Source organism: Sporofaciens sp. JLR.KK001, assembly GCF_036941055.1.
GTDB lineage: Bacteria > Bacillota > Clostridia > Lachnospirales > Lachnospiraceae > Sporofaciens.
Genome location: NZ_JAYMNO010000001.1, coordinates 2,890,451 through 2,911,104, shown reverse-complemented (window position 1 = coordinate 2,911,104; position 20,654 = coordinate 2,890,451). Strand labels below are relative to the sequence as shown.

At 52.1% G+C, this 20,654-nt stretch carries 15 protein-coding genes; all 15 read left to right on the top strand.

The features are described from left to right. Positions 1-18 precede the first annotated feature (18 nt). The 15 genes from dxs (at position 19) to alaS (ending at position 20,638) form a co-directional block, all read left to right on the top strand. Positions 19-1,881 carry a 1-deoxy-D-xylulose-5-phosphate synthase gene (dxs, locus tag VSQ62_RS15095; protein ID WP_334635649.1) on the top strand — a complete coding sequence of 621 codons (1,863 nt, stop codon included), beginning with the start codon at positions 19-21 and terminating at the stop codon, positions 1,879-1,881. Between the two features lie 86 nt (positions 1,882-1,967). Further along, positions 1,968-2,777 (top strand): TlyA family RNA methyltransferase, encoded by an 810-nt coding sequence (locus tag VSQ62_RS15090; RefSeq protein WP_334635648.1) that lies wholly within the window; start codon positions 1,968-1,970, stop codon positions 2,775-2,777. 26 nt (positions 2,778-2,803) lie between these two features. After that, positions 2,804-3,649: an NAD(+)/NADH kinase gene (locus VSQ62_RS15085; protein ID WP_334637671.1), complete on the top strand. Its 846-nt coding sequence runs from the start codon at positions 2,804-2,806 to the stop codon at positions 3,647-3,649. Between the two features lie 4 nt (positions 3,650-3,653). Beyond that, positions 3,654-4,103: an arginine repressor gene (gene argR, locus VSQ62_RS15080; RefSeq protein WP_334635647.1), complete on the top strand. Its 450-nt coding sequence runs from the start codon at positions 3,654-3,656 to the stop codon at positions 4,101-4,103. An 8-nt stretch (positions 4,104-4,111) separates the two neighbouring features. After that, positions 4,112-5,794 (top strand): DNA repair protein RecN, encoded by a 1,683-nt coding sequence (gene recN, locus VSQ62_RS15075; protein ID WP_334635646.1) that lies wholly within the window; start codon positions 4,112-4,114, stop codon positions 5,792-5,794. 120 nt (positions 5,795-5,914) lie between these two features. Continuing rightward, positions 5,915-6,982 carry a SpoIVB peptidase gene (gene spoIVB / locus VSQ62_RS15070; protein ID WP_334635645.1) on the top strand — a complete coding sequence of 356 codons (1,068 nt, stop codon included), beginning with the start codon at positions 5,915-5,917 and terminating at the stop codon, positions 6,980-6,982. A gap of 116 nt (positions 6,983-7,098) precedes the next feature. Continuing rightward, positions 7,099-7,890, top strand: a complete 792-nt coding sequence (gene spo0A / locus VSQ62_RS15065; RefSeq protein WP_334635644.1) for a sporulation transcription factor Spo0A — start codon at positions 7,099-7,101, stop codon at positions 7,888-7,890. A gap of 66 nt (positions 7,891-7,956) precedes the next feature. Then, positions 7,957-9,393 (top strand): glycogen synthase GlgA, encoded by a 1,437-nt coding sequence (glgA, locus tag VSQ62_RS15060; protein WP_334635643.1) that lies wholly within the window; start codon positions 7,957-7,959, stop codon positions 9,391-9,393. A gap of 36 nt (positions 9,394-9,429) precedes the next feature. Continuing rightward, the gene (gene metF / locus VSQ62_RS15055) at positions 9,430-10,299 is read left to right on the top strand and encodes a methylenetetrahydrofolate reductase [NAD(P)H] (RefSeq protein ID WP_334635642.1); all 870 of its coding nucleotides are present in this window, start codon (positions 9,430-9,432) and stop codon (positions 10,297-10,299) included. 25 nt (positions 10,300-10,324) lie between these two features. Further along, positions 10,325-10,984, top strand: a complete 660-nt coding sequence (locus VSQ62_RS15050) for a Vitamin B12 dependent methionine synthase activation subunit (protein ID WP_334635641.1) — start codon at positions 10,325-10,327, stop codon at positions 10,982-10,984. Continuing rightward, complete coding sequence (locus VSQ62_RS15045; protein ID WP_334635640.1) at positions 10,981-13,362, top strand: homocysteine S-methyltransferase family protein; 2,382 nt, start codon at positions 10,981-10,983, stop codon at positions 13,360-13,362. The genes VSQ62_RS15050 and VSQ62_RS15045 overlap by 4 nt, the downstream gene beginning before the upstream one ends. 38 nt (positions 13,363-13,400) lie before the next feature. Next, complete coding sequence (gene asnA, locus VSQ62_RS15040; protein ID WP_334635639.1) at positions 13,401-14,408, top strand: aspartate--ammonia ligase; 1,008 nt, start codon at positions 13,401-13,403, stop codon at positions 14,406-14,408. A 119-nt stretch (positions 14,409-14,527) separates the two neighbouring features. Next, positions 14,528-16,039: a 4Fe-4S dicluster domain-containing protein gene (locus tag VSQ62_RS15035; protein WP_334635638.1), complete on the top strand. Its 1,512-nt coding sequence runs from the start codon at positions 14,528-14,530 to the stop codon at positions 16,037-16,039. An 82-nt stretch (positions 16,040-16,121) separates the two neighbouring features. After that, positions 16,122-17,888 (top strand): flagellar assembly protein A, encoded by a 1,767-nt coding sequence (locus tag VSQ62_RS15030; protein ID WP_334635637.1) that lies wholly within the window; start codon positions 16,122-16,124, stop codon positions 17,886-17,888. Positions 17,889-18,001: 113 nt separating this feature from the next. Then, positions 18,002-20,638, top strand: a complete 2,637-nt coding sequence (gene alaS / locus VSQ62_RS15025) for an alanine--tRNA ligase (RefSeq protein WP_334635636.1) — start codon at positions 18,002-18,004, stop codon at positions 20,636-20,638. Positions 20,639-20,654: the final 16 nt, after the last annotated feature.

Sequence of the window (20,654 nt, the reverse complement as noted above, 5' to 3'; positions counted from 1 at the left end):
AGACAAAGGGGGCGGACTATGTTAGAGAGGATACAGAAGGAGAATGATATCAAAGATCTGCTGCCGGAGGAGTTAGACGGACTGGCAGAAGAGATCCGGGAATTTCTGATCGAGAAGATCAGCAAGAGCGGAGGACATCTGGCGTCCAATCTGGGGGTTGTGGAGCTTACGATCGCGATGCATCTGATCTTCGAACTTCCGAAAGACAAGATCATCTGGGATGTGGGGCATCAGTCTTATACGCATAAGCTTCTTACAGGGCGTAAGGACGGATTTGACGATCTGCGCAAATACGGAGGTATGAGCGGTTTCCCTAAGAGGAAGGAGAGCGCCTGCGATGCATTTGACACGGGGCACAGCTCTACATCCATATCGGCGGGGCTTGGCTATGTTCAGGCACGGGATCTTAAGGGGGAGGATTACAGTGTGATCTCCGTGATCGGGGACGGATCGCTGACCGGCGGCATGGCCTATGAAGCTCTCAACAACGCGTCTGCGTTGGAGACGAACTTTATTATCGTCCTGAATGATAACAATATGTCGATCTCGGAGAATGTGGGAGGAATGTCCAGATATCTTGCCGGGCTTCGGACAGCGGATATCTATACGGGACTTAAGAAGGGGATTACGGAAGCTCTGCACCAGATTCCGGTGGTGGGGGATTCTATGATCAGGAAGATCCGCAAGACCAAGAGCAGTATCAAGCAGTTGGTCGTACCGGGTATGTTCTTTGAAGATATGGGAATTACTTATCTGGGGCCGGTTCCCGGACATCATATTCCGCTTCTGTGCCAGGCGTTCAGAGAGGCCCGGAGGGTAGACGGGCCGGTGCTTCTGCATGTGATAACAGAGAAGGGCAAGGGATATGAACCGGCGGAGAAGCATCCGGACAAGTTTCATGGGATCGGGCCGTTCCAGATCGAGACGGGAGAGCCGGAAGCGCCCAAGAAGAAGGACAGCTGTACCGATGTGTTCGGCAAGGTGCTCTGTGACGAGGCGAAGAACCGCCCGGAGGTGGCGGCGATCACGGCAGCCATGGCTGACGGGACAGGCCTTTCCCGGTTTAGGAAGCTCTATCCCGACCGTTTCTTCGACGTGGGGATTGCCGAGGCACACGGGGTTACCTTTGCGGCGGGATTGGCGGCAGGCGGGATCCACCCGGTATTTGCCGTGTACTCTTCTTTTCTTCAGCGTGCCTATGATCAGCTTATCCATGATGTGGCGCTCCAGAATCTGCCGGTAGTCCTGGCGGTTGACCGGGCGGGGCTGGTGGGAAGCGATGGGGAGACGCACCAGGGGATCTTCGATCTGTCTTATCTGAGCAGTATTCCCAACATGACGGTCATGTCTCCGAAGCATAAGTGGGAATTGGCGGATATGCTCAGGTTCGCCCTTGATTACCAGGGACCGGTTGCCCTCCGTTATCCAAGGGGCGAGGCTTATGACGGATATCAGGAATTCAGGGCGCCGATCGAATACGGGAAGAGTGAGATGCTTTACCGGGAGTCGGGGATTGCGATCCTGTGCGTGGGTCATATGTTTGAACCGGCGGTTCAGGTCAGGGAGCTGCTCAAGAGCAGGGGATATCCCTGTACGTTGGTCAATGTAAGGTTTGTGAAGCCGATCGACGAGGCGATGGTCGCCGGCCTTTGTCAGGACCACACATTGATCGTGACCATAGAGGAGAATGTTCAGACCGGAGGTTTCGGGGAACATGTGATGGAATATATCTGCGGGAAGGACAGGAATGTGCGTATCTTACCGATTGCGCTTCCGGACGACTATGTGGAGCATGGGAGTATTGCGGCCCTCCGCAGGGAGACCGGGCTTGATGTGGAGACTATGGCAGGCAGGATCATGCGTGTATATGATGAACTGTGACCCTTGCGGCAGCCGCCGGATGTGCATGCAGGCATGTTCGACCGGCTCGCCGCCCGCGGGCATAAATTTGACAGACAGAGGTGAATATGAAGGAACGTTTGGATATATTACTGGTGAAAAGGAACCTTGCCCCCTCCCGTGAGAAGGCGAAGGCGATCATTATGTCCGGCAGCGTCTTCGTGGATGGTCAGAGAGAGGATAAGGCAGGAACTACATTTCCGGAGGAGGTCCTGATCGAGGTGCGGGGGCATGTCCTCCCCTATGTGAGCCGGGGAGGGTTGAAGCTTGAGAAAGCCCTTCAGAATTTTGACGTGGATGTGCAGGGCAAAGTGTGCACAGATGTGGGTGCGTCTACAGGGGGATTTACAGACTGTATGCTTAAGAACGGCGCGTTGAGGGTCTATGCCATTGATGTGGGGCGGGGGCAGCTTGACTGGAAGCTTCGTCAGGATGAGCGGGTCGTCTGTATGGAGAAGACCAACATCCGTTATGTGACGCCGGAGGATCTGGGGGAACCCATAGACTTCTCTTCCGTTGATGTCTCGTTCATATCACTGTCGAAGGTGCTTCCGCCGATCCACGCTTATCTTAAGGAGAGCGGAGAGGTAGCCGCCCTGATCAAGCCCCAGTTTGAAGCCGGGCGCGAGAAGGTGGGCAAGAAAGGTGTTGTCCGTGAGAAGAGCACCCATATCGAGGTGATCGAAGCCGTATTCAGGTATGCCGTGGATACGGGATTTGACGTGCTGGACCTTACATTTTCCCCGATCAGGGGACCGGAGGGGAATATTGAATACCTGATGCATCTTGGGAAATGTGAGGGGAAAGGAAGAATTGCCGGTTCGATTGATGTTCCCGGGGTTGCCGGCGAAGCGTTTGCGGCACTGTCGAAGACGTAGGATATTTTATGAGGAACAGGTAAATGATGGATAGGTTTTTGATTGTTACGAATGACGGAAAGGACACAGAGCATGCCGTGACCAGACAGGTGACGGAGCTTCTCTGTGCGGCGGGGAAGCAATGCGTCCTGTGCAAGAAGGATGAGCAGAAGAAGATTATCAGGGATTCCGTGCCTGAGGAGATTGATTGTGCGGTAGTGATCGGAGGAGACGGAAGTCTTATTGAGGTGGCAAGGTTGTTCTGGGATAAGGCTATCCCGATCCTTGGCATTAATATGGGGACCTTAGGGTATCTGACGGAGGTAGAGGTCGGCGGCATCGAAGAGGCGGTCGGACAGGTCATAAGAGGCGATTATGTACTTGAGAGGCGGATGATGCTGGAGGGAATATTCAGAGACGGGAGCGGGAAGGTGCGGTCGGATGTCTCTCTCAATGATATCGTAGTATCCCGGAAAGGGGAGCTGCATATCATTCATTTCCGGCTGTATGTGAACGGAGAACTTCTGAATGATTATGAGGCGGACGGGGTGGTACTGTCTACGCCTACGGGTTCAACGGCGTATAACCTGTCGGCGGGAGGGCCGATCGTGGAGCCTACGGCCTCCCTGATCGTTATCACGCCTATCTGTTCTCATGCCCTGAATACCAGGAGTATCGTCTTGTCCTCGGAGGATGAGATCGAGATAGCCATCGGTCCGGGGCGCAACGGGTCGAAGGAGGAGGTATATGTGGCGTTTGACGGGGCGGACACCATATCGCTTAAGACGGGCGATCGGGTGAAGGTAAGAAGGTCTGACGCGTCCGCTACGATCATGAAGCTAAGTAAGGTCAGCTTCCTGGAGACGCTGCGCAGAAAGATGAAAGGAAATTAGCACCATGAAGGGAAACAGACATGCGAAGATCATTGAACTGATCCAGAAGAATCATATAGAGACTCAGGAAGAACTGGCGGAGTATCTGAACCAGGAGGGATTCAAGGTGACTCAGGCAACGGTTTCCCGTGATATCAGGGACTTAAAGCTTACGAAGGTACCAGATAAGAACGGGAAACAGCGTTATGCCGTACATCAGAATGAAGAAAATAGTATGGGCGAGAAATACATCAGAGTTTTAAGGGACGGTTTCCTTTCCATGGATATGGCCCAGAATATACTGGTCATCAAGACCGTATCCGGTATGGCGATGGCGGTGTGTGCGGCGATCGACGCCATGAGGTGGAACGAGGTGGTGGGCAGTATTGCCGGTGATGATACGATCATGTGTGCGATTCGAAGCGTAGAGGATACGGCGAGGGTGATGGATAAGATTGGCAGAATTGTGTTGTAGGAGGCAGAATGTTACAGAATTTACATGTGAAGAATCTGGCATTGATTGATGAGATAGAGGTGGAATTCGGGGACGGGCTTAACATCCTGACCGGTGAGACCGGAGCGGGCAAGTCCATTATACTTGGTTCTGTGAATCTGGCGCTTGGGGGACGCTATACGAAGGATATCTTGAGGCAGGGTGCGGAATACGGATTCGTGGAGCTGACCTTCCAGGTGGAGAATGAGCATCAGATCCGGGAACTTAGGGAGCTTGACATTTACCCGGAGGACGGGACTGTGGTACTTAGCCGGCGGCTGATGGAGAAGAGGAGCATAAGCAGGATCAACGGTGAGACGGTTCCGATCGCTCTTCTTAAGGAAGCGGCTTCTATACTGATTGATATCCATGGCCAGCATGAGCATCAGTCATTGCTATATAAGAAGAATCATCTTGGAATCGTGGATGCATTTGCAAGAGAGACGGCTTCAGATGTGAAGCAGAAGGTTCTTGAGGCATATAAGGCATATAAGGCGTGTGAAAAGGAATTAGACGAGATGGAGACGGATGAGGCACAGCGGGCAAAGGAGCTGTCGTTTCTGAAGTTCGAGACCGGGGAGATCCGGGAGGCCGACTTAAAGATCGGGGAGGACGAGGATCTCGAGGAGTTGTACCGCCGTATCGTGAACAGCAAGAGGATCGCCGAGTGCGTCAGCGAGGCATATCTCTATACCAGCGAAGGGAATGACAGCGCGAGCGAGAACTTAAGCCGTGCGATCCGTGCGGTCTCGGAGATCGTGGAATATGATGAGAGGGCTTCACAGATGTATGACCAGTTGGTGGAGATAGACAGCCTGCTGAATGATTTCAACAGGGAGCTGGCGGACTATGCGGACGAGTGCGAGTTCTCGGATGAAGAATTCCATGATACGGAGGAACGGCTCAATGAGATCAATCATCTGAAGACCAAGTACGGCAATACCATCGAAGAGATTCTTGCGTATTGCGCTGCACAGGAGAAGCGGCTTGCGGCGCTGGAGGATTATGATAATTATATCGAAGATCTGCGGGCCAAAGCAAAGAAGTCGGAGGAAGAGTTGAGGAAGCAGGCGAAGAAGCTGTCCGCTATCCGCAGGAAGCAGGCGAAGGTGCTTTCAAAGTCCATCGAGGACGGGCTTAAGGATTTGAATTTCGAGAATGTGCAGTTTGAGATCGGCTTTGCGGAGACGAAGGGATATACGGCGGAAGGAATGGACGACGTAGAGTTCATGATCTCTCTGAACCCCGGACAGCCGCTTAAGCCCCTTGCCAGTGTGGCGTCCGGCGGGGAGCTGTCAAGGATCATGCTTGCGATCAAGACTGTGATGGCGAGCCGGGACGAGATCGAGACGCTGATTTTTGACGAAATCGACGTGGGGATCAGCGGGAGGACGGCGCAGAAGGTGTCTGAGAAGATGGCGGTCATAGGGAAGGGACATCAGGTCATCTGTATTACCCATTTGGCGCAGATCGCGGCTATGGCTGACCGGCATTATCTGATCGAGAAGGCGTCCAGCAAAGGGGATACCCGGACGGATATCCGCAGGCTTGATGAGAATGAGTCGGTCCGGGAGCTGGCGAGGATCCTGGGCGGGGCGAAGATCACGGATACGGTGCTTAAGAGCGCGGTTGAGATGAAGGAGCTTGCAAGGCAGACGGTAAAGCAGATATAATTCAATTATTTTTTGAGTAATTTACAGGAAATTATCACATAATAGGATAGATATCCATATCAGAGGGTATCTATCCTTTTTTGTCTGGAAATATGTATTTAAAAGCGGAGGTTTGTGAAGATGAGAAAATACTGGTACAGAAGAATCCTTATCATGATCGTGACATTTCTGATTGCCGTGGGAGGCGGCTATTATCTGACGGAGTATCAGCAGAGCAAACTTAAAGCGGAGGTGAACGCCAGTACAGCCCAGGGCAATATGGTCATTCCCGGAGGAATGCCGATCGGTATCTATATGGAGACCGAGGGCGTGATGGTACTTGGCACGGATTCCATCACGGCGGAGGACGGGATGAATTATGAGCCGGCTGCCAATCTTGTGAAAGAGGGAGATTATATCGTCGCTCTGAATGACCGGGCCATTCACGATAAGTCAGAACTGATCGAGACGGTAAACGGGCTTGGAGACGATGAGGTCATCCTCAGGGTCAGAAGAGCGGAGCAGTATATGAATATCAGGATGAAGCCGGTACGCCAGAATGCCAGGGAATGTAAGCTTGGAATCTGGGTGAGAGATAACGCGCAGGGACTTGGCACGATCACATTTCTGAATACGGACAGTCATTTCGGCGCTCTTGGCCATGGGATTCATGACGTGGATACCAATACGCTGCTGGAGATCAACGAAGGAACCGTATACGAGACCAGCATCAAGGATATCCAGAAAGGGCAGAACGGAACGCCGGGAGGCATGGAGGGGATTATTGTCTATAATAATTATAATGTGCTTGGCAATATAACCAGGAATACCGACTGCGGGATCTTCGGCACCATCGACCGGATCGATGCTTTATTCACGGACCAGACGCCGATTGAGACGGCCTCCAAGGAGGAGATCGTAGAGGGCCCGGCCACCATACGCTGCGCCGTGGAGGGTACGGTGAAGGATTATCATATTCGTGTTACAAAAATCGACAAAAATGCGGATGAGGTAAACAAGGGAATCGTGATCGAAGTGACGGATAAAAACCTGCTTGCGGTGACGGGCGGAATCGTGCAGGGCATGAGCGGAAGCCCGATTATACAGAACGGGAAACTCATCGGCGCGGTCACCCATGTATTTGTCCAAGATGCCGCCAGGGGATACGGCATATTTATAGAAGATATGCTGAAAAATGTCGAATTTTAAAAACATTGACGAAAATAGTCAAAATTTTACGACAGTAATTTCTTGATTTGAATAGTGACAGACTATATAATCAAACTCGACAACTTTTGATGTGGGGAAAGGAGGCATTGCGTAAAATGAAAGAGATAAATGTGGCCATAGCCGACGATAATGAAAGAATTCTGGACTTGCTTGGCGAAATCATAAGCAATGATCAGGAATTAAAGTTGGTCGGAAAGGCTAACAATGGAGAGGACATGTACCAACTGATCAAAGAGAAGCAGCCGGATGTCGTATTATTGGATCTGATCATGCCAAAGATGGACGGTTTGAGTGTAATGGAGATGGTGAGCAATGACAAAGGACTGAAGAAACATCCTGACTTTATTGTTGTGACAGCAGTAGGTCAGGAGCGGATTACAGAAGATGCCTTCAAGAAGGGGGCAAGCTATTACATCATGAAGCCCTTTAACAATGAGATGGTGCTTAACAGAATCAAGCATGCGAATCAGGTCATCCGCCATGAGCTGCGTCCCCAGATGCCGATTGGTTCGGTGATGGATATCCAGCCGGAGCTGAACTTAGAGGGCAGGGTGACAGATATGATCCATGAGATCGGGATACCGGCGCATATCAAGGGATACCATTATCTTAGGGATGCGATCATCATGGCGGTGGAGGATATGGACGTATTGAATGCGATCACGAAGGTCTTATATCCTACGGTAGCCAAGAAACACCAGACGACGGCAAGCCGGGTAGAGCGGGCGATCCGCCATGCCATCGAGGTGGCGTGGAGCAGGGGCAAACTAGACACGCTGGACGATCTGTTCGGATACACGGTAAGCAACGGCAAAGGGAAACCCACTAACTCAGAATTCATCGCCTTGATCGCGGATACGATAAGATTAGAATATAAAAACAGATAAATACTTTTCTTCTGGATAAAATTAGGTTATAATAGGAATATATATGTGAGGTTTGGAGGAAAAGATATGAAGAAAATACTATTTGCAGCTTCAGAATCAGTACCATTTATAAAAACAGGCGGACTTGCGGATGTTGTCGGCTCTTTACCCAAATATTTCGATAAGGGGAAGTATGACGTGCGTGTTATGCTGCCGAAGTACATGTGCATGAAAGAAGAATGGAAGGAAAAGCTTGCCTATCATACGCACTTCTATATGGATTTGAACTGGAGGAAGCAGTATGTGGGCGTACTGACATACGAATATGAAGGAATCACATTCTATTTTATAGATAATGAATACTATTTCAACGGATTTGCCCCGTATGGCGATATGTATGCGGATATTGAGAAGTTCGCATTCTTCTCTAAGGCGGTCTTAAGCGCGCTGCCGGTAATCGATTTCAGGCCGGATATCATTCACTGCCATGACTGGCAGACGGGTCTGATCCCGATCTATCTCGATAATTTCCGGTTCGGGACCGAGTATTACCGCGGGATCAAGACGATCATGACCATACATAACCTGAAGTTCCAGGGCACCTGGGATACGAAGAGGGTCCGTGATATTACAGGGCTGCCGCAGTATTATTTCGTGCCGGACAAGCTGGAGGCTTATAAGGACGCGAACTACCTGAAGGGCGGTATCGTTTACGCCGACAGAGTTACCACGGTGAGCAATTCCTATGCGGAGGAGATCAAGATGCCGTTCTACGGCGAGAAGCTGGACGGCTTGATGAATGCCAAGGCGAACTGCCTGTCCGGTATCGTCAACGGTATTGATTATGATGATTACAACCCGGATACAGACGTACATATTGAGAAGAATTACAACATAGATAATTTCCGCAAGGAGAAGATCAAGAATAAGATCGCTCTGCAGAAAGAGCTGAATCTGACTCAGGATTCCCATACGATGATGATCGGCATCGTATCTAGGCTGACAGACCAGAAAGGATTCGATCTGGTTGCCTATGTGATGGACGAGTTGTGTCAGGATGCGGTACAGATCGTTGTCCTTGGTACCGGCGAAGAACAGTATGAGAATATGTTCCGTCATTTCGAGTGGAAATATCAGGGCAAGGTATCTGCCAATATCTATTATTCAGATCCGCTGTCCCACAGGATCTATGCTTCCTGCGATGCGTTCCTGATGCCGTCCCTGTTTGAGCCTTGCGGGCTGAGCCAGTTGATGAGCCTCCGGTACGGAACACTTCCGATCGTAAGGGAGACAGGCGGACTTAAGGATACGGTAGAACCGTACAATGAATTCGAGAAGACCGGTACCGGATTCAGCTTTTCGAATTACAATGCGCACGAGATGCTGGCTACCGTACGTTATGCGGAGCGCATCTTCTATGATAGGAAGCGCGATTGGAATAAGATGATCGAGCGCGCCATGAGCCAGGATTTCTCATGGGCGAATTCAGCGAAACAATACGAAGCTCTGTATGACGGTATGTAAGACGGCGTAACAGAGCGGTAAGGAAGAAGGAACGGCATGAAGATTCGTGACATACTAAAGAATGAGAAACCTCATATATCCTTCGAGGTATTCCCGCCCAAGACAGACGCGGGATATGACAGCGTCCTGGCCGCGACGGAGAAGATCGCGGCGCTTAGGCCCTCTTTTATCAGCGTGACTTACGGAGCGGGCGGCGGAACAAGTAAGAATACGGTGAGCATCGCCTCGCACATCAAGGATGACTTTGGAGTGACGAGCCTTGCCCATCTGACCTGTGTCTCATCCACGAAGGATGAGGTACATAAGGTGATAGAACAGCTTAAGGAGAAGGGGATCCGGAATATTCTTGCTCTTCGGGGAGACATTCCTGCCGAGAGCGAATTCCCTCTCCCCAACCACTACAGATACGCCAGTGAACTGATCGAGGATATCAGGAGACAGGGGGATTTCTGTATCGGGGCGGCGTGTTATCCGGAAGGGCATGTGGAGACAGAGCATAAGAAGGACGACATACGCAATCTGAAGCATAAGGTAGACTGCGGAGTAGATTTTCTGACAACGCAGATGTTTTTTGACAATAATATTCTGTATAATTTCCTGTACAGGATCCGGGAGAAGGGGATTACGATCCCGGTGCTTCCGGGGATCATGCCGGTTACGAATAAGAAGCAGATCGCGAGGATCGGCGGGATGTCCGGCACGGCTCTTCCGGAGCGGTTCCGTGCTATCGTCGACCGTTTCGGTGATAATCAGGGAGCAATGCAGCAGGCCGGAATCGCCTATGCTACGGATCAGATCATTGATCTGATCGCCAACGGGGTGAATCATATTCATGTGTATTCCATGAACAAGCCGGAGGTTGCGGAGGCGATAATGAACAATCTGTCAGAGATCTTGGAACTGTAGAGGAATAACAGCGTAAGGATAAGGGATGGACACAAGGACGAAAGAGGCGGTTCGTTACCTGGGATATGGAAGCCATGCGATAGATGATGATACGCTTGCCCTGATCGGCAGCTCCTTTGAAGAATTGGAGCGGACAGCGGGCAGAAGAATCATCTATCGCATTTTTGATGTATCTTTCCAGGGGGAGACGGGCCTTAAGATCGGAACAATGGAAGTTGACAGCAGGAATCTTAGAAGGAACCTTGACGGGTGCAGGAATGTGATTGTATTGGGCGCTACGCTGGGTGCGGGAGTGGACATGCTGCTTCGCCGGTATTCGCTTACCGATATGGCAAGAGTCGTGGTGCTGCAGGCCTGCGCGGCGGCGCTTCTGGAGGAGTATCTGGACGAATGCCAGGAGGAACTTAGGCTTGAGCAGGAGGCGCAGGGTCTGTACTTAAGGCCGAGGTTCAGCCCGGGATACGGGGATTTCTCTGTCTTGCATCAGGGGGAGATACTTCGGATGCTGGACGCGCCTAAGAGGATCGGGCTGTCTGTGACAGATGGGAATATGCTTACACCCACGAAGTCGGTGACTGCGGTGATCGGGGTTGGAAGGACGCAATTGTCCTGTCACGTTAAGGGGTGTGAGAACTGCGGGAAGAGTGATTGTGCTTACCGGAGAGATAAAGGAGTGGGCGAATGATATTAGACAGACTTGGGAAAGAATTATTGTATTTTGACGGCGGGATGGGAACACTCCTGCAGGCGAAGGGACTTTTGCCGGGGGAGCTGCCGGAGACATGGAATCTGATCCATCCGGAGGAGATCGTAGATATCCACCGGCAGTACTATGAGGCAGGGAGTGATATAGTACTGACCAATACCTTTGGAGCGAATGCGTTGAAGTTTCATAATTCCAAGTATGGGCTTAAGGAGATCATTGACGCGGCTGTTGCGAATGTGAGGAAGGCTGCGGCGCTTGGGGTTCATGACGGGCGCAAGACTTACGCCGCTTTGGATGTGGGGCCTACGGGGAAGCTTTTGAAGCCTGTGGGAGACCTGGGATTTGCGGAAGCTTATAAAGCATTTCGCGAGGTCGTGCGGTATGGTGAGGAGGCGGGAGCTGATCTGATTCATATCGAGACGATGAGCGATACATACGAGGTGAAGGCTGCGGTGCTGGCGGCGAAGGAGAATACGAAGCTTCCGGTGACGGTCACGATGATATTTGACGAGAAGGGGAAGCTTCTGACGGGAGGAGACGTCCCTTCGGTGGTTGCCATGCTGGAGGGGCTTCGGGTGGATGCGCTTGGGATCAACTGCGGCCTGGGACCAGAGCAGATGCTTCCAATCCTTAAGGAACTTATGGAATATGCGTCTGTTCCGGTGATCGTTAAGCCGAATGCGGGTCTGCCGAAGCAGCGGGACGGAGAAGTGTATTATGACGTGGAGCCGGATCGGTTCGCAGATGCGATGGAGCAGATCCTTGGGATGGGCGCCTGCGTGATCGGCGGCTGCTGCGGGACGACGCCGGATCACATCCGTGCTATGACGAAGATGGCAGGAAGAAGGAAGCCAAAGGCATTGGCGCCCAATGAGGACACTATCGTATCCTCTTATGGAAGGGCTGTGATCTTGAATAAGAAGCCTGTGATCATCGGGGAAAGGATCAACCCCACCGGGAAGAAGAAGTTCAAGCAGGCCCTTAAGGATCATGATATAGATTATATCCTGAAGGAAGGAGTCACCCAACAGGATATGGGGGCGCATATCCTGGATGTGAACGTAGGGCTTCCGGACATTGACGAGGCGGCCATGATGCGGGAGACGGTGACGGAGCTTCAGAGTGTTACGAGTCTGCCGCTTCAGATCGATACGGTGGACATCCGGGCGATGGAGACGGCAATGCGCATCTATAACGGGAAACCGATGATCAATTCCGTGAACGGGAAGCAGGAGTCTATGGACGCCGTATTCCCTCTGGTGCAGAAATACGGCGGTGCGGTGGTTGCCCTGACGCTTGACGAGGAAGGAATTCCGGGGACTGCCAGGGGAAGATGCGAGATTGCCGGAAGGATCATAGAAGAGGCGGCCAGATACGGGATCAAGAAGAAGGACATCGTGGTGGATGTGCTTGCCATGACCATCAGCTCCGAACCGGAAGGGGCGAAGACTACGCTGGAAGCGCTTCGGTTAGTCCGTGAGACATACGGTGTCTGTACGGTTCTGGGGGTATCGAATATCTCCTTTGGACTTCCCTGCCGTCCGGTGATCAATGCCAACTTCTATACTATGGCGCTGCAGAACGGCTTAAGCGCCGGGATCATCAATCCTTCCTCGGAGGATATGATGCGTTCCTATACTTCTTTCTGTGCGCTGATGAACTATGACGAGAATTGTGAGGAATATATCAGAAGGTACGGCGGACAGAACGGGGAAGCCAGGACGGCGCCGTCTGCATCTCTTACATTGAAGGATGCCATCGAAAAGGGGCTTAAGGAAGAGGCGCATCACGCGGCGTCAGAGCTCCTTGGAACGAAAGCGCCGCTTGAGATCATCGACCGGCATCTGATCCCGGCTCTTGACGAGGTGGGCAAGGGCTTCGAGAAAGGAACCGTATTCCTGCCTCAATTGCTGATGAGCGCGGATGCGGCGAAGATTGCGTTTGCGGTGCTTAAGAGTTCGCTGTCAGAGAACGGGCAGGAGGCGCAGAAGAAGGATAAGGTGATACTTGCGACGGTCAGGGGTGATATCCATGATATCGGTAAGAATATCGTGAAGGTACTGCTTGAGAACTACAGCTTTGACGTGATCGACCTTGGGAAGGACGTGCCGCCGGAGACGATCGCGGAATGTGCCGTAAGAGAGGACGTGAAGCTTGTAGGCTTAAGCGCGCTGATGACTACGACGGTGGTGAGTATGGAGGATACCATAAAGCTTCTCAGGAGGGAGAAACCGGACTGTAAGGTCATGGTGGGCGGCGCGGTATTGAATCAGGAATATGCCGATATGATCGGGGCAGATTTCTACGGGAAGGACGCTATGCAGTCCGTATATTACGCGCAGGAACTATTTGGGTAAATAGAATAGAAACAGAAGAATGAGAAAGGAAGAAAACCATGTCATTAATATTACCAGAGAATTATGATCCGAAGCTCGGCATTCGGGAGACGCAGGAAGCGATCAAGTACATCCGCGATACCTTCCAGAAGGAATTCGGCAGGGAGATGAACCTTGAGAGGATCTCGGCGCCGCTGTTTGTGGAGAAGAGCAGCGGTCTCAATGATAACCTGAACGGAGTGGAGCGCCCGGTGCAGTTCGACGTAGCAGGCATTCCGGGTGAGACGGTGGAGGTCGTGCATTCCCTTGCCAAGTGGAAGAGAATGGCTCTCCATGAATATGGATTCAAGCCGGGGGAAGGACTGTATACGAATATGAATGCCATCCGGCGTGACGAGGAGCTTGACAACCTGCATTCCTGTTATGTGGACCAGTGGGACTGGGAGAAGGTCATTACCAGGGAAGAGCGCACCATTGAGACATTGGAGGAGACGGTGCGCAATATCTTCAAGATCATCAAACATATGCAGCATGAGGTGTGGTACAAATTCCCGGACGCCGCCAAGAAGCTTCCGTCGGATGTGACCTTTATCACATCCCAGGAACTGGAAGACCGCTATCCGGATAAGACGCCCAAGGAGCGGGAGAACCTGATCACGAAGGAGCATGGATGTGTATTCCTTATGAAGATCGGGGATAAGCTTAAGAGCGGCAAGCCTCACGACGGACGTGCTCCGGACTATGACGACTGGGAACTGAACGGAGATATCCTGTTCTGGTTCGAGAATCTTGACTGCGCGTTAGAGATCTCCAGCATGGGGATACGCGTGGATGAGAAGTCCTTGGAGGAACAGCTTAAGAAGGCGGGCTGCGAGGACAGAAGAACCCTCCCCTATCACAGGATGCTTCTGAATGGAGAACTGCCCTATACCATCGGCGGCGGAATCGGCCAGTCCAGGCTGTGTATGCTGCTTCTGGACCGCGCCCATATCGGTGAAGTCCAGGCCAGCCTCTGGCCGGAGGAGATGCGGGAAACCTGCCGCAGGAATCGTATCTTCTTACTGTAGGAAGAAGTTCTTGACGATTATTTAACAATCCAGTATATTTATAGTAGGGCAGTGAGATTTTACGTAAGATGCTGTGCCGGACCATAACAAAATCTATTTATTCAGGAGGAGATGTCTTTATGATTAGAGGATTGGACACCACAGTCAGAAGGATCAGAAGAATCGTGTTCGAGGAGGTGGCAAGGCTTGGATTCAAAGCGAATGCCGAGACCCTCCTCGATGATATGGAGACGATTCCGTACAAGATCGTCAACGAAGAGACTATGAAGTACAGAGAGAGCGTCTACCGGGCGCGCGCGATCGTGAGGGAGCGCTTAAGGCTTGCGATGGGACTTTCCTTAAGACCCGAGAATAAGCCTGTCCATCTGACGTCAGGTGTGGAGGCCAGCAATATTTCAGACAAATATTATGAACCGCCGCTTATGCAGGTGATCCCGTCTGCATGTGAGGGCTGTGAGGAGAAGGGCTATGAAGTGAGCAATATGTGCAAGGGATGTCTTGCGCATCCGTGTATGGAGGTATGTCCTAAGGGCGCCATCTCCATGGTGAACGGCCGTTCCTTCATTGATCAGGATAAATGTATCAAGTGCGGCAAATGTAAGGCTGCATGTCCGTATGATGCCATATCCAAGAAAGAGCGCCCGTGCGCGAAAGCCTGCGGGGTGAACGCCATTGAGACGGACAAGCATGGCCGTGCGGTGATCAATACGGACAAATGTGTTTCCTGCGGAATGTGTATGGTAAACTGCCCGTTTGGAGCGATCTCTGATAAATCTCAGGTCTTCCAGCTTGCAAGGGCATTGTCAGAGGGCGATCAGATCATTGCCGAGATCGCGCCTGCATTTGCCGGACAGTTCGGTGACAATATCACTCCAAGGAACTTAAAGGCGGCGCTTCAGGAGCTGGGCTTTTCTGAGTTCTATGAGGTTGCGCTGGGCGCTGATATCGGTGCGGTCGCGGAGGCACACCATTATGTGAATAAGGTGACGACCGGTGAACTGCCGTTCCTTCTGACTTCCTGCTGTCCGTCCTGGGCGATGCTTGCCAAGAAATATTTCCCGGATATGGTGGATCAGGTGTCTCAGGAGCTGACGCCTATGGTGGCGACCGCGCGTACCATTAAGAAAGAGCATCCGAACGCGAAGGTAGTATTTATCGGACCATGTGCGGCGAAGAAATTGGAAGCCATGCGAAGGACAGTCAGAAGTGATGTGGACTTTGTCATCACATTTGAGGAGCTGCAGGCAATGTTTGACGCGAAGGATATCGACCTTACCGAGTACGAGGCGGAATCCTCTTTCCACAACGCTACCGGTGCGGGACGCGGTTACGCATATGCCGGAGGTGTGGCTCAGGCGATCGAGAACTGTGTGAAGGAATATTATCCGGGAGTAGATGTGAAGATCGAACACGCAGAAGGACTTGCGGAGTGTAAGAAGATCCTGTCGCTTGCCAAGGTCGGCAAGATGAACGGCTGCCTGATTGAGGGAATGGGATGTCCGGGAGGCTGTGTTGCCGGAGCGGGCACCAACCTTCAGGTGGATAAGGCGAAGAAAGAGGTACAGAAGCTCGTTGCCGGTTCTACCAGGAAACTACCTCCGAAAGAGTTGGAAGAAATAGAATTAAAATAAACTTGTCAATTTCACCTAGTTCAGCGTATAATAAAAATAACAGCAAAGTATGTTGTCTATATTGAGAGGGAGGTGAAAAGGTATGGAACCTAAGAATCGTTTTTGGGGGTGGCTGTTTGGCACAAGATTAGATGAGGATCTCGAAGATGATGAGATTGATCAGCCAGAGGAGGAACAGCCAGAGCAGGAGGATTGGATGCCGGAGGAACCGCCGGAACCGGAACCGGTCATTAATCAGTTGATTCTGCCATGGGATCATCCGTTTATCCTTTTATATGAACTGTGGGCGGAGCGCGTCAAGGATGCGCCGCTTCCATATCTGCGTTTGGAGAGCAGCGGAATATTATCTGACAGCGAGATGGAACAGGAATTGCAGCGTCTGCGCAAGTTTATTACCGCGGAGGCTATTTCCCGTTGGGATATGATACCTAAGGAGAAGAAGAAGAAGCCGGATGAGGATACAGAAGAGCCGCAGGATACGGCGGAGCCGGACGAAGAACCGGAGCCGCTTAAACTGGATGCGTTTCCTATGGTCTATGTTACATCCAACAGGCTTGGGGCATGGCTTATGATATTCCCGCCTGTCGGGGAGGGGAAGGAGCTTGACCGCGGGATGCTTGACGAGGCTCTTATGAAGAGCGGTGTTGCATTCGGTGTGGATGCGGAGTTGTTAGAGCGCCTGTCCGGTGAGCAGAATCGTTATTTCCACTTATACAGGATTGCTTTGGGGCAGCCGGTGGTGCACGGTGAGGACGGCTATATCGAGGACTTCTTTGAGCGCGATACCAAGCAGAAATTCGTTGAAGATGAGCATGGCAGGGTGGATTATTTCAACCTGAATCTGGTTCAGAATGTGGAGAAGGGCGGCGTGATCTGCCAGGCGGTTCCGCCTAAGGAAGGGGTTCCTGGAAGGACGGTGCTGAATCAGGAGATTCCCTGCAAGACAGGGAAGACAGCGGCGCTTCCAAAAGGGCGTAATACAGAGGCCAGCGAGGACGGTACGAAGCTGCTTGCGATGAAGTCAGGACGGGTGGAATTCAGCGGCAGGGGCTTCATGGTCAAATCAGTACTGGAGATCAACGGCAATGTAGACTTTTCCAGCGGCAATATTAATTTCGTGGGCGATGTGCATATCCATGGGGATGTGAGCAGCGGATTTTCAATAAGGACGATTGGAGACGTTACGATTGACGGAGTGGTGGAAGCTGCTGAGATCGAGGCGGGCGGCGATCTGATCGTTGCCAAGGGTATCCTTGGAGACTCGCGCGCGGTGCTTCACGCACATCATGATATTTACGCTCAGTACATGGAGAATTGTTCGGTTCACTGCCGGGGAGATCTTAAGACAGACTGTATCGTCAACTGTGATATCTATTGTGACGGGGAGGTTCAGGTGCGTACCGGCAGAGGTACGATGATCGGCGGCCGGGTTCGGGCGGCACGCGGGATCAATGCCAAGATCGTCGGCTCGAAGTCGGAGAGTGTTACGACCATATATCTGGGAGGGCAGCCCTGTGCGAACTATGAGCGGGAATTCCTGCAGAAGAGTATCGAGGAACTGGAGGCTGAGCTTGAGAAGCTGGAACGGCAGCCGGAGAGTCCTTCGAAGACCCAGCGTATGGGCAAGGTCCGTCTGGATCTGTCGGTGGGAAGGATGAAGCTTGGCCAGTTCGATAAAGAACTGGAGAAGATAAAGGGGAAACTCGAAGAGCAGGGCGGCTGCCGGCTCAAATGTGATATCGCGTATCCGGGGTTGGTACTGAATATTGAGAACGAGACTCTGCACCTGACCAAGGAGACCAGTTCGGTTGTTGCCAGACTGGTGAATGGAGAGATTCATGTAATGTAGTATTGACTATATTTTTCATAGCTTTTATGCAAGGAAGAAGCAGGCGGGACATTGACAAACCGCCTGCTTCTATTTATAATTAAGTTTTAATATGGGAGAAACAGGAGGATATCATGCGAAAATACGGAGTGAATGAATTAAGGAAGATGTTCCTTGACTTTTTCGAGAGCAAGGGACATCTGAAGATGAAGAGCTTCTCGCTGGTGCCGCATAATGACAAGAGTCTGCTGCTGATCAATTCAGGCATGGCGCCGCTGAAGCCATATTTTACCGGACAGGAGATTCCGCCAAGGAGAAGGGTGGCGACCTGTCAGAAGTGTATCCGTACCGGGGATATTGAGAATGTCGGGAAGACGGCACGCCACGGTACTTTTTTTGAGATGCTTGGGAACTTCTCTTTCGGAGATTATTTCAAGAGAGAATCGATCCACTGGACCTGGGAATTCCTGACAGAGGTGGTCGGGCTTGACCCGGACAGGCTCTATCCGTCCGTCTATCTGGAAGATGACGAGGCATGGGAGATCTGGAATAAGGAGATCGGGATCGCGCCGGAGCGGATATTTAAGTTCGGCAAGGAGGATAATTTCTGGGAGCACGGCTCGGGTCCCTGCGGACCGTGTTCGGAGGTATATTATGACCGCGGTGAGAAATATGGCTGCGGCAGTCCGGACTGTACGGTAGGCTGTGAATGCGACCGTTATATGGAGATCTGGAACAATGTGTTCACCCAGTTCGATAACGACGGCAACAATCACTATACGGAGCTGGAGCAGAAGAATATTGATACCGGTATGGGGTTGGAACGTCTTGCGTGTATCGTCCAGGATGTGGATTCCATGTTCGATATCGACACGATCAAGGCTCTGCGCACCCACGTCTGCGCTCTTGCCGGGGTAGAGTACGGGGCGGGGGCGGATACAGATGTGTCTATCCGCGTGATCACTGACCATATCCGTTCTGTGACGTTCATGATCTCAGACGGGATCATGCCGTCCAACGAGGGGCGTGGTTATGTGCTGCGCCGTCTGCTGCGCCGGGCGTGCCGCCACGGAAGGATCCTGAATATCCCGGGCGAGTTCCTTGTGAAGCTTGCCGGAACGGTGATAGAGGGTTCTAAGGACGGGTATCCGGAATTAGATGAGAAGAAGGAATTCATCTTCAATGTGGTTGCGAAGGAAGAAGAACAGTTCAATAAGACCATTGATCAGGGGCTGTCGATCCTGGCTGAGATGGAGAAGGAGATGGAAGCGAAGCAGGAGAAGGTCCTTGCAGGCGCGAATGCATTCAAGCTCTATGATACTTATGGATTCCCGCTGGATCTGACCAGGGAGATCTTAGAGGAGAAGGGATTGTCTGTTGATGAGGACGGATTTAAGGAGGCCATGGAGATCCAGCGTCAGACGGCGAGAGCTGCACGTGAGGTCACGAATTACATGGGCGCTGACGTGACGGTCTATGAGTCCATTGACCCGTCTGTCACGACGGAATTCGTAGGATACGAGAACCTTGCCTTTGAATCGAAGGTGACGGTACTTACCACAGATACGGAGCTCGTGGATGCACTCTCGGACGGCGAGCGGGGAACCATCTTCGTGGAGAAGACGCCGTTCTATGCCACCAGCGGCGGCCAGGAGGCGGACAGAGGCGTGATCCGTACCGCGGACGGAGAATTCGTGGTTGAGGATGTCGTGAAGCTCTTAGGCGGCAAATTCGGCCATATCGGGCATGTGGCATGCGGCATGATCAAGGTGGGCGATACCGTAAGCCTTGAGGTGGATGCAGAGAAGAGGGCGATGTCTGCCAACAACCACAGTGCGACCCATCTGCTTCATAAGGCTCTGCGCATGGTGCTTGGCAATCATGTAGAGCAGGCAGGATCTCTGGTGAACGAGGACAGGCTTCGGTTTGACTTCACACATTTCTCTGCATTGACGGCCGGTGAGCTTAGGCAGGTAGAGGAGATCGTGAATGCGCAGATCCAGAACGGCCTGGCGGTGAAGGTAGAGAATCTTCCGATCGAAGAGGCAAGGAAGACGGGCGCGGCGGCGTTGTTTGGAGAGAAATACGGCGATATCGTCCGTGTAGTCAGCATGGGGGATTTCTCCATTGAGTTCTGCGGCGGTACGCATGTGGCGAATACGGGAGCTATCACGGCATTCAAGATTCTCTCGGAGACGGGGGTTGCGGCGGGAGTCCGCAGGATCGAGGCGCTGACAGCCAAGGGGCTTATGGGATACTATGACGAGATGGAGCAGAAGCTCCTGGAGACGGCAAAGCTTATGAAGGCAACACCGGACAGCCTGGCAGAGAAGACGGCCCATCTGCTGGCGGAGAACAAGGCTCTGCGCAGTGAGATTGAGAGCCTTAAGAGTAAGCTTGCCAAGGATGCGGCGAAGGATATCATGGATCAGGTGACGGAGATCAAGGGTGTGAAGCTTCTTGCCGCGAAGATCGAGAATGTGGATATGAACGGGCTGCGCGAGCTTGGCGACCAGTTGAAGGAGAAGTTAGGCGAGGGTGTGATCGTCCTTGCATCGGCGGCAGACGGCAAGGTGAGCCTGATGGCCATGGCGACCAAGGAAGCTATGGACCGCGGCGCCCACGCCGGGAATCTGATCAAGGCGGCGGCAGCCTTAGTTGGCGGCGGCGGTGGCGGACGTCCGAACATGGCGCAGGCCGGCGGCAAGAAACCGGAAGGTATCGAGGATGCATTGGCGAAGGCGGCTGAGGTATTAGAGGGGCAGTTATAAATTTATCAAAGATATA

Excerpts from the sequence above, each read along its gene's own strand:
- dxs (WP_334635649.1), top strand. The coding sequence starts at position 19 with ATGTTAGAGAGGATACAGAAGGAGAATGATATCAAAGATCTGCTGCCG.
- VSQ62_RS15090 (WP_334635648.1), top strand. The coding sequence starts at position 1,968 with ATGAAGGAACGTTTGGATATATTACTGGTGAAAAGGAACCTTGCCCCC.
- VSQ62_RS15085 (WP_334637671.1), top strand. The coding sequence starts at position 2,804 with ATGGATAGGTTTTTGATTGTTACGAATGACGGAAAGGACACAGAGCAT.
- argR (WP_334635647.1), top strand. The coding sequence starts at position 3,654 with ATGAAGGGAAACAGACATGCGAAGATCATTGAACTGATCCAGAAGAAT.
- recN (WP_334635646.1), top strand. The coding sequence starts at position 4,112 with ATGTTACAGAATTTACATGTGAAGAATCTGGCATTGATTGATGAGATA.
- spoIVB (WP_334635645.1), top strand. The coding sequence starts at position 5,915 with ATGAGAAAATACTGGTACAGAAGAATCCTTATCATGATCGTGACATTT.
- spo0A (WP_334635644.1), top strand. The coding sequence starts at position 7,099 with ATGAAAGAGATAAATGTGGCCATAGCCGACGATAATGAAAGAATTCTG.
- glgA (WP_334635643.1), top strand. The coding sequence starts at position 7,957 with ATGAAGAAAATACTATTTGCAGCTTCAGAATCAGTACCATTTATAAAA.
- metF (WP_334635642.1), top strand. The coding sequence starts at position 9,430 with ATGAAGATTCGTGACATACTAAAGAATGAGAAACCTCATATATCCTTC.
- VSQ62_RS15050 (WP_334635641.1), top strand. The coding sequence starts at position 10,325 with ATGGACACAAGGACGAAAGAGGCGGTTCGTTACCTGGGATATGGAAGC.
- VSQ62_RS15045 (WP_334635640.1), top strand. The coding sequence starts at position 10,981 with ATGATATTAGACAGACTTGGGAAAGAATTATTGTATTTTGACGGCGGG.
- asnA (WP_334635639.1), top strand. The coding sequence starts at position 13,401 with ATGTCATTAATATTACCAGAGAATTATGATCCGAAGCTCGGCATTCGG.
- VSQ62_RS15035 (WP_334635638.1), top strand. The coding sequence starts at position 14,528 with ATGATTAGAGGATTGGACACCACAGTCAGAAGGATCAGAAGAATCGTG.
- VSQ62_RS15030 (WP_334635637.1), top strand. The coding sequence starts at position 16,122 with ATGGAACCTAAGAATCGTTTTTGGGGGTGGCTGTTTGGCACAAGATTA.
- alaS (WP_334635636.1), top strand. The coding sequence starts at position 18,002 with ATGCGAAAATACGGAGTGAATGAATTAAGGAAGATGTTCCTTGACTTT.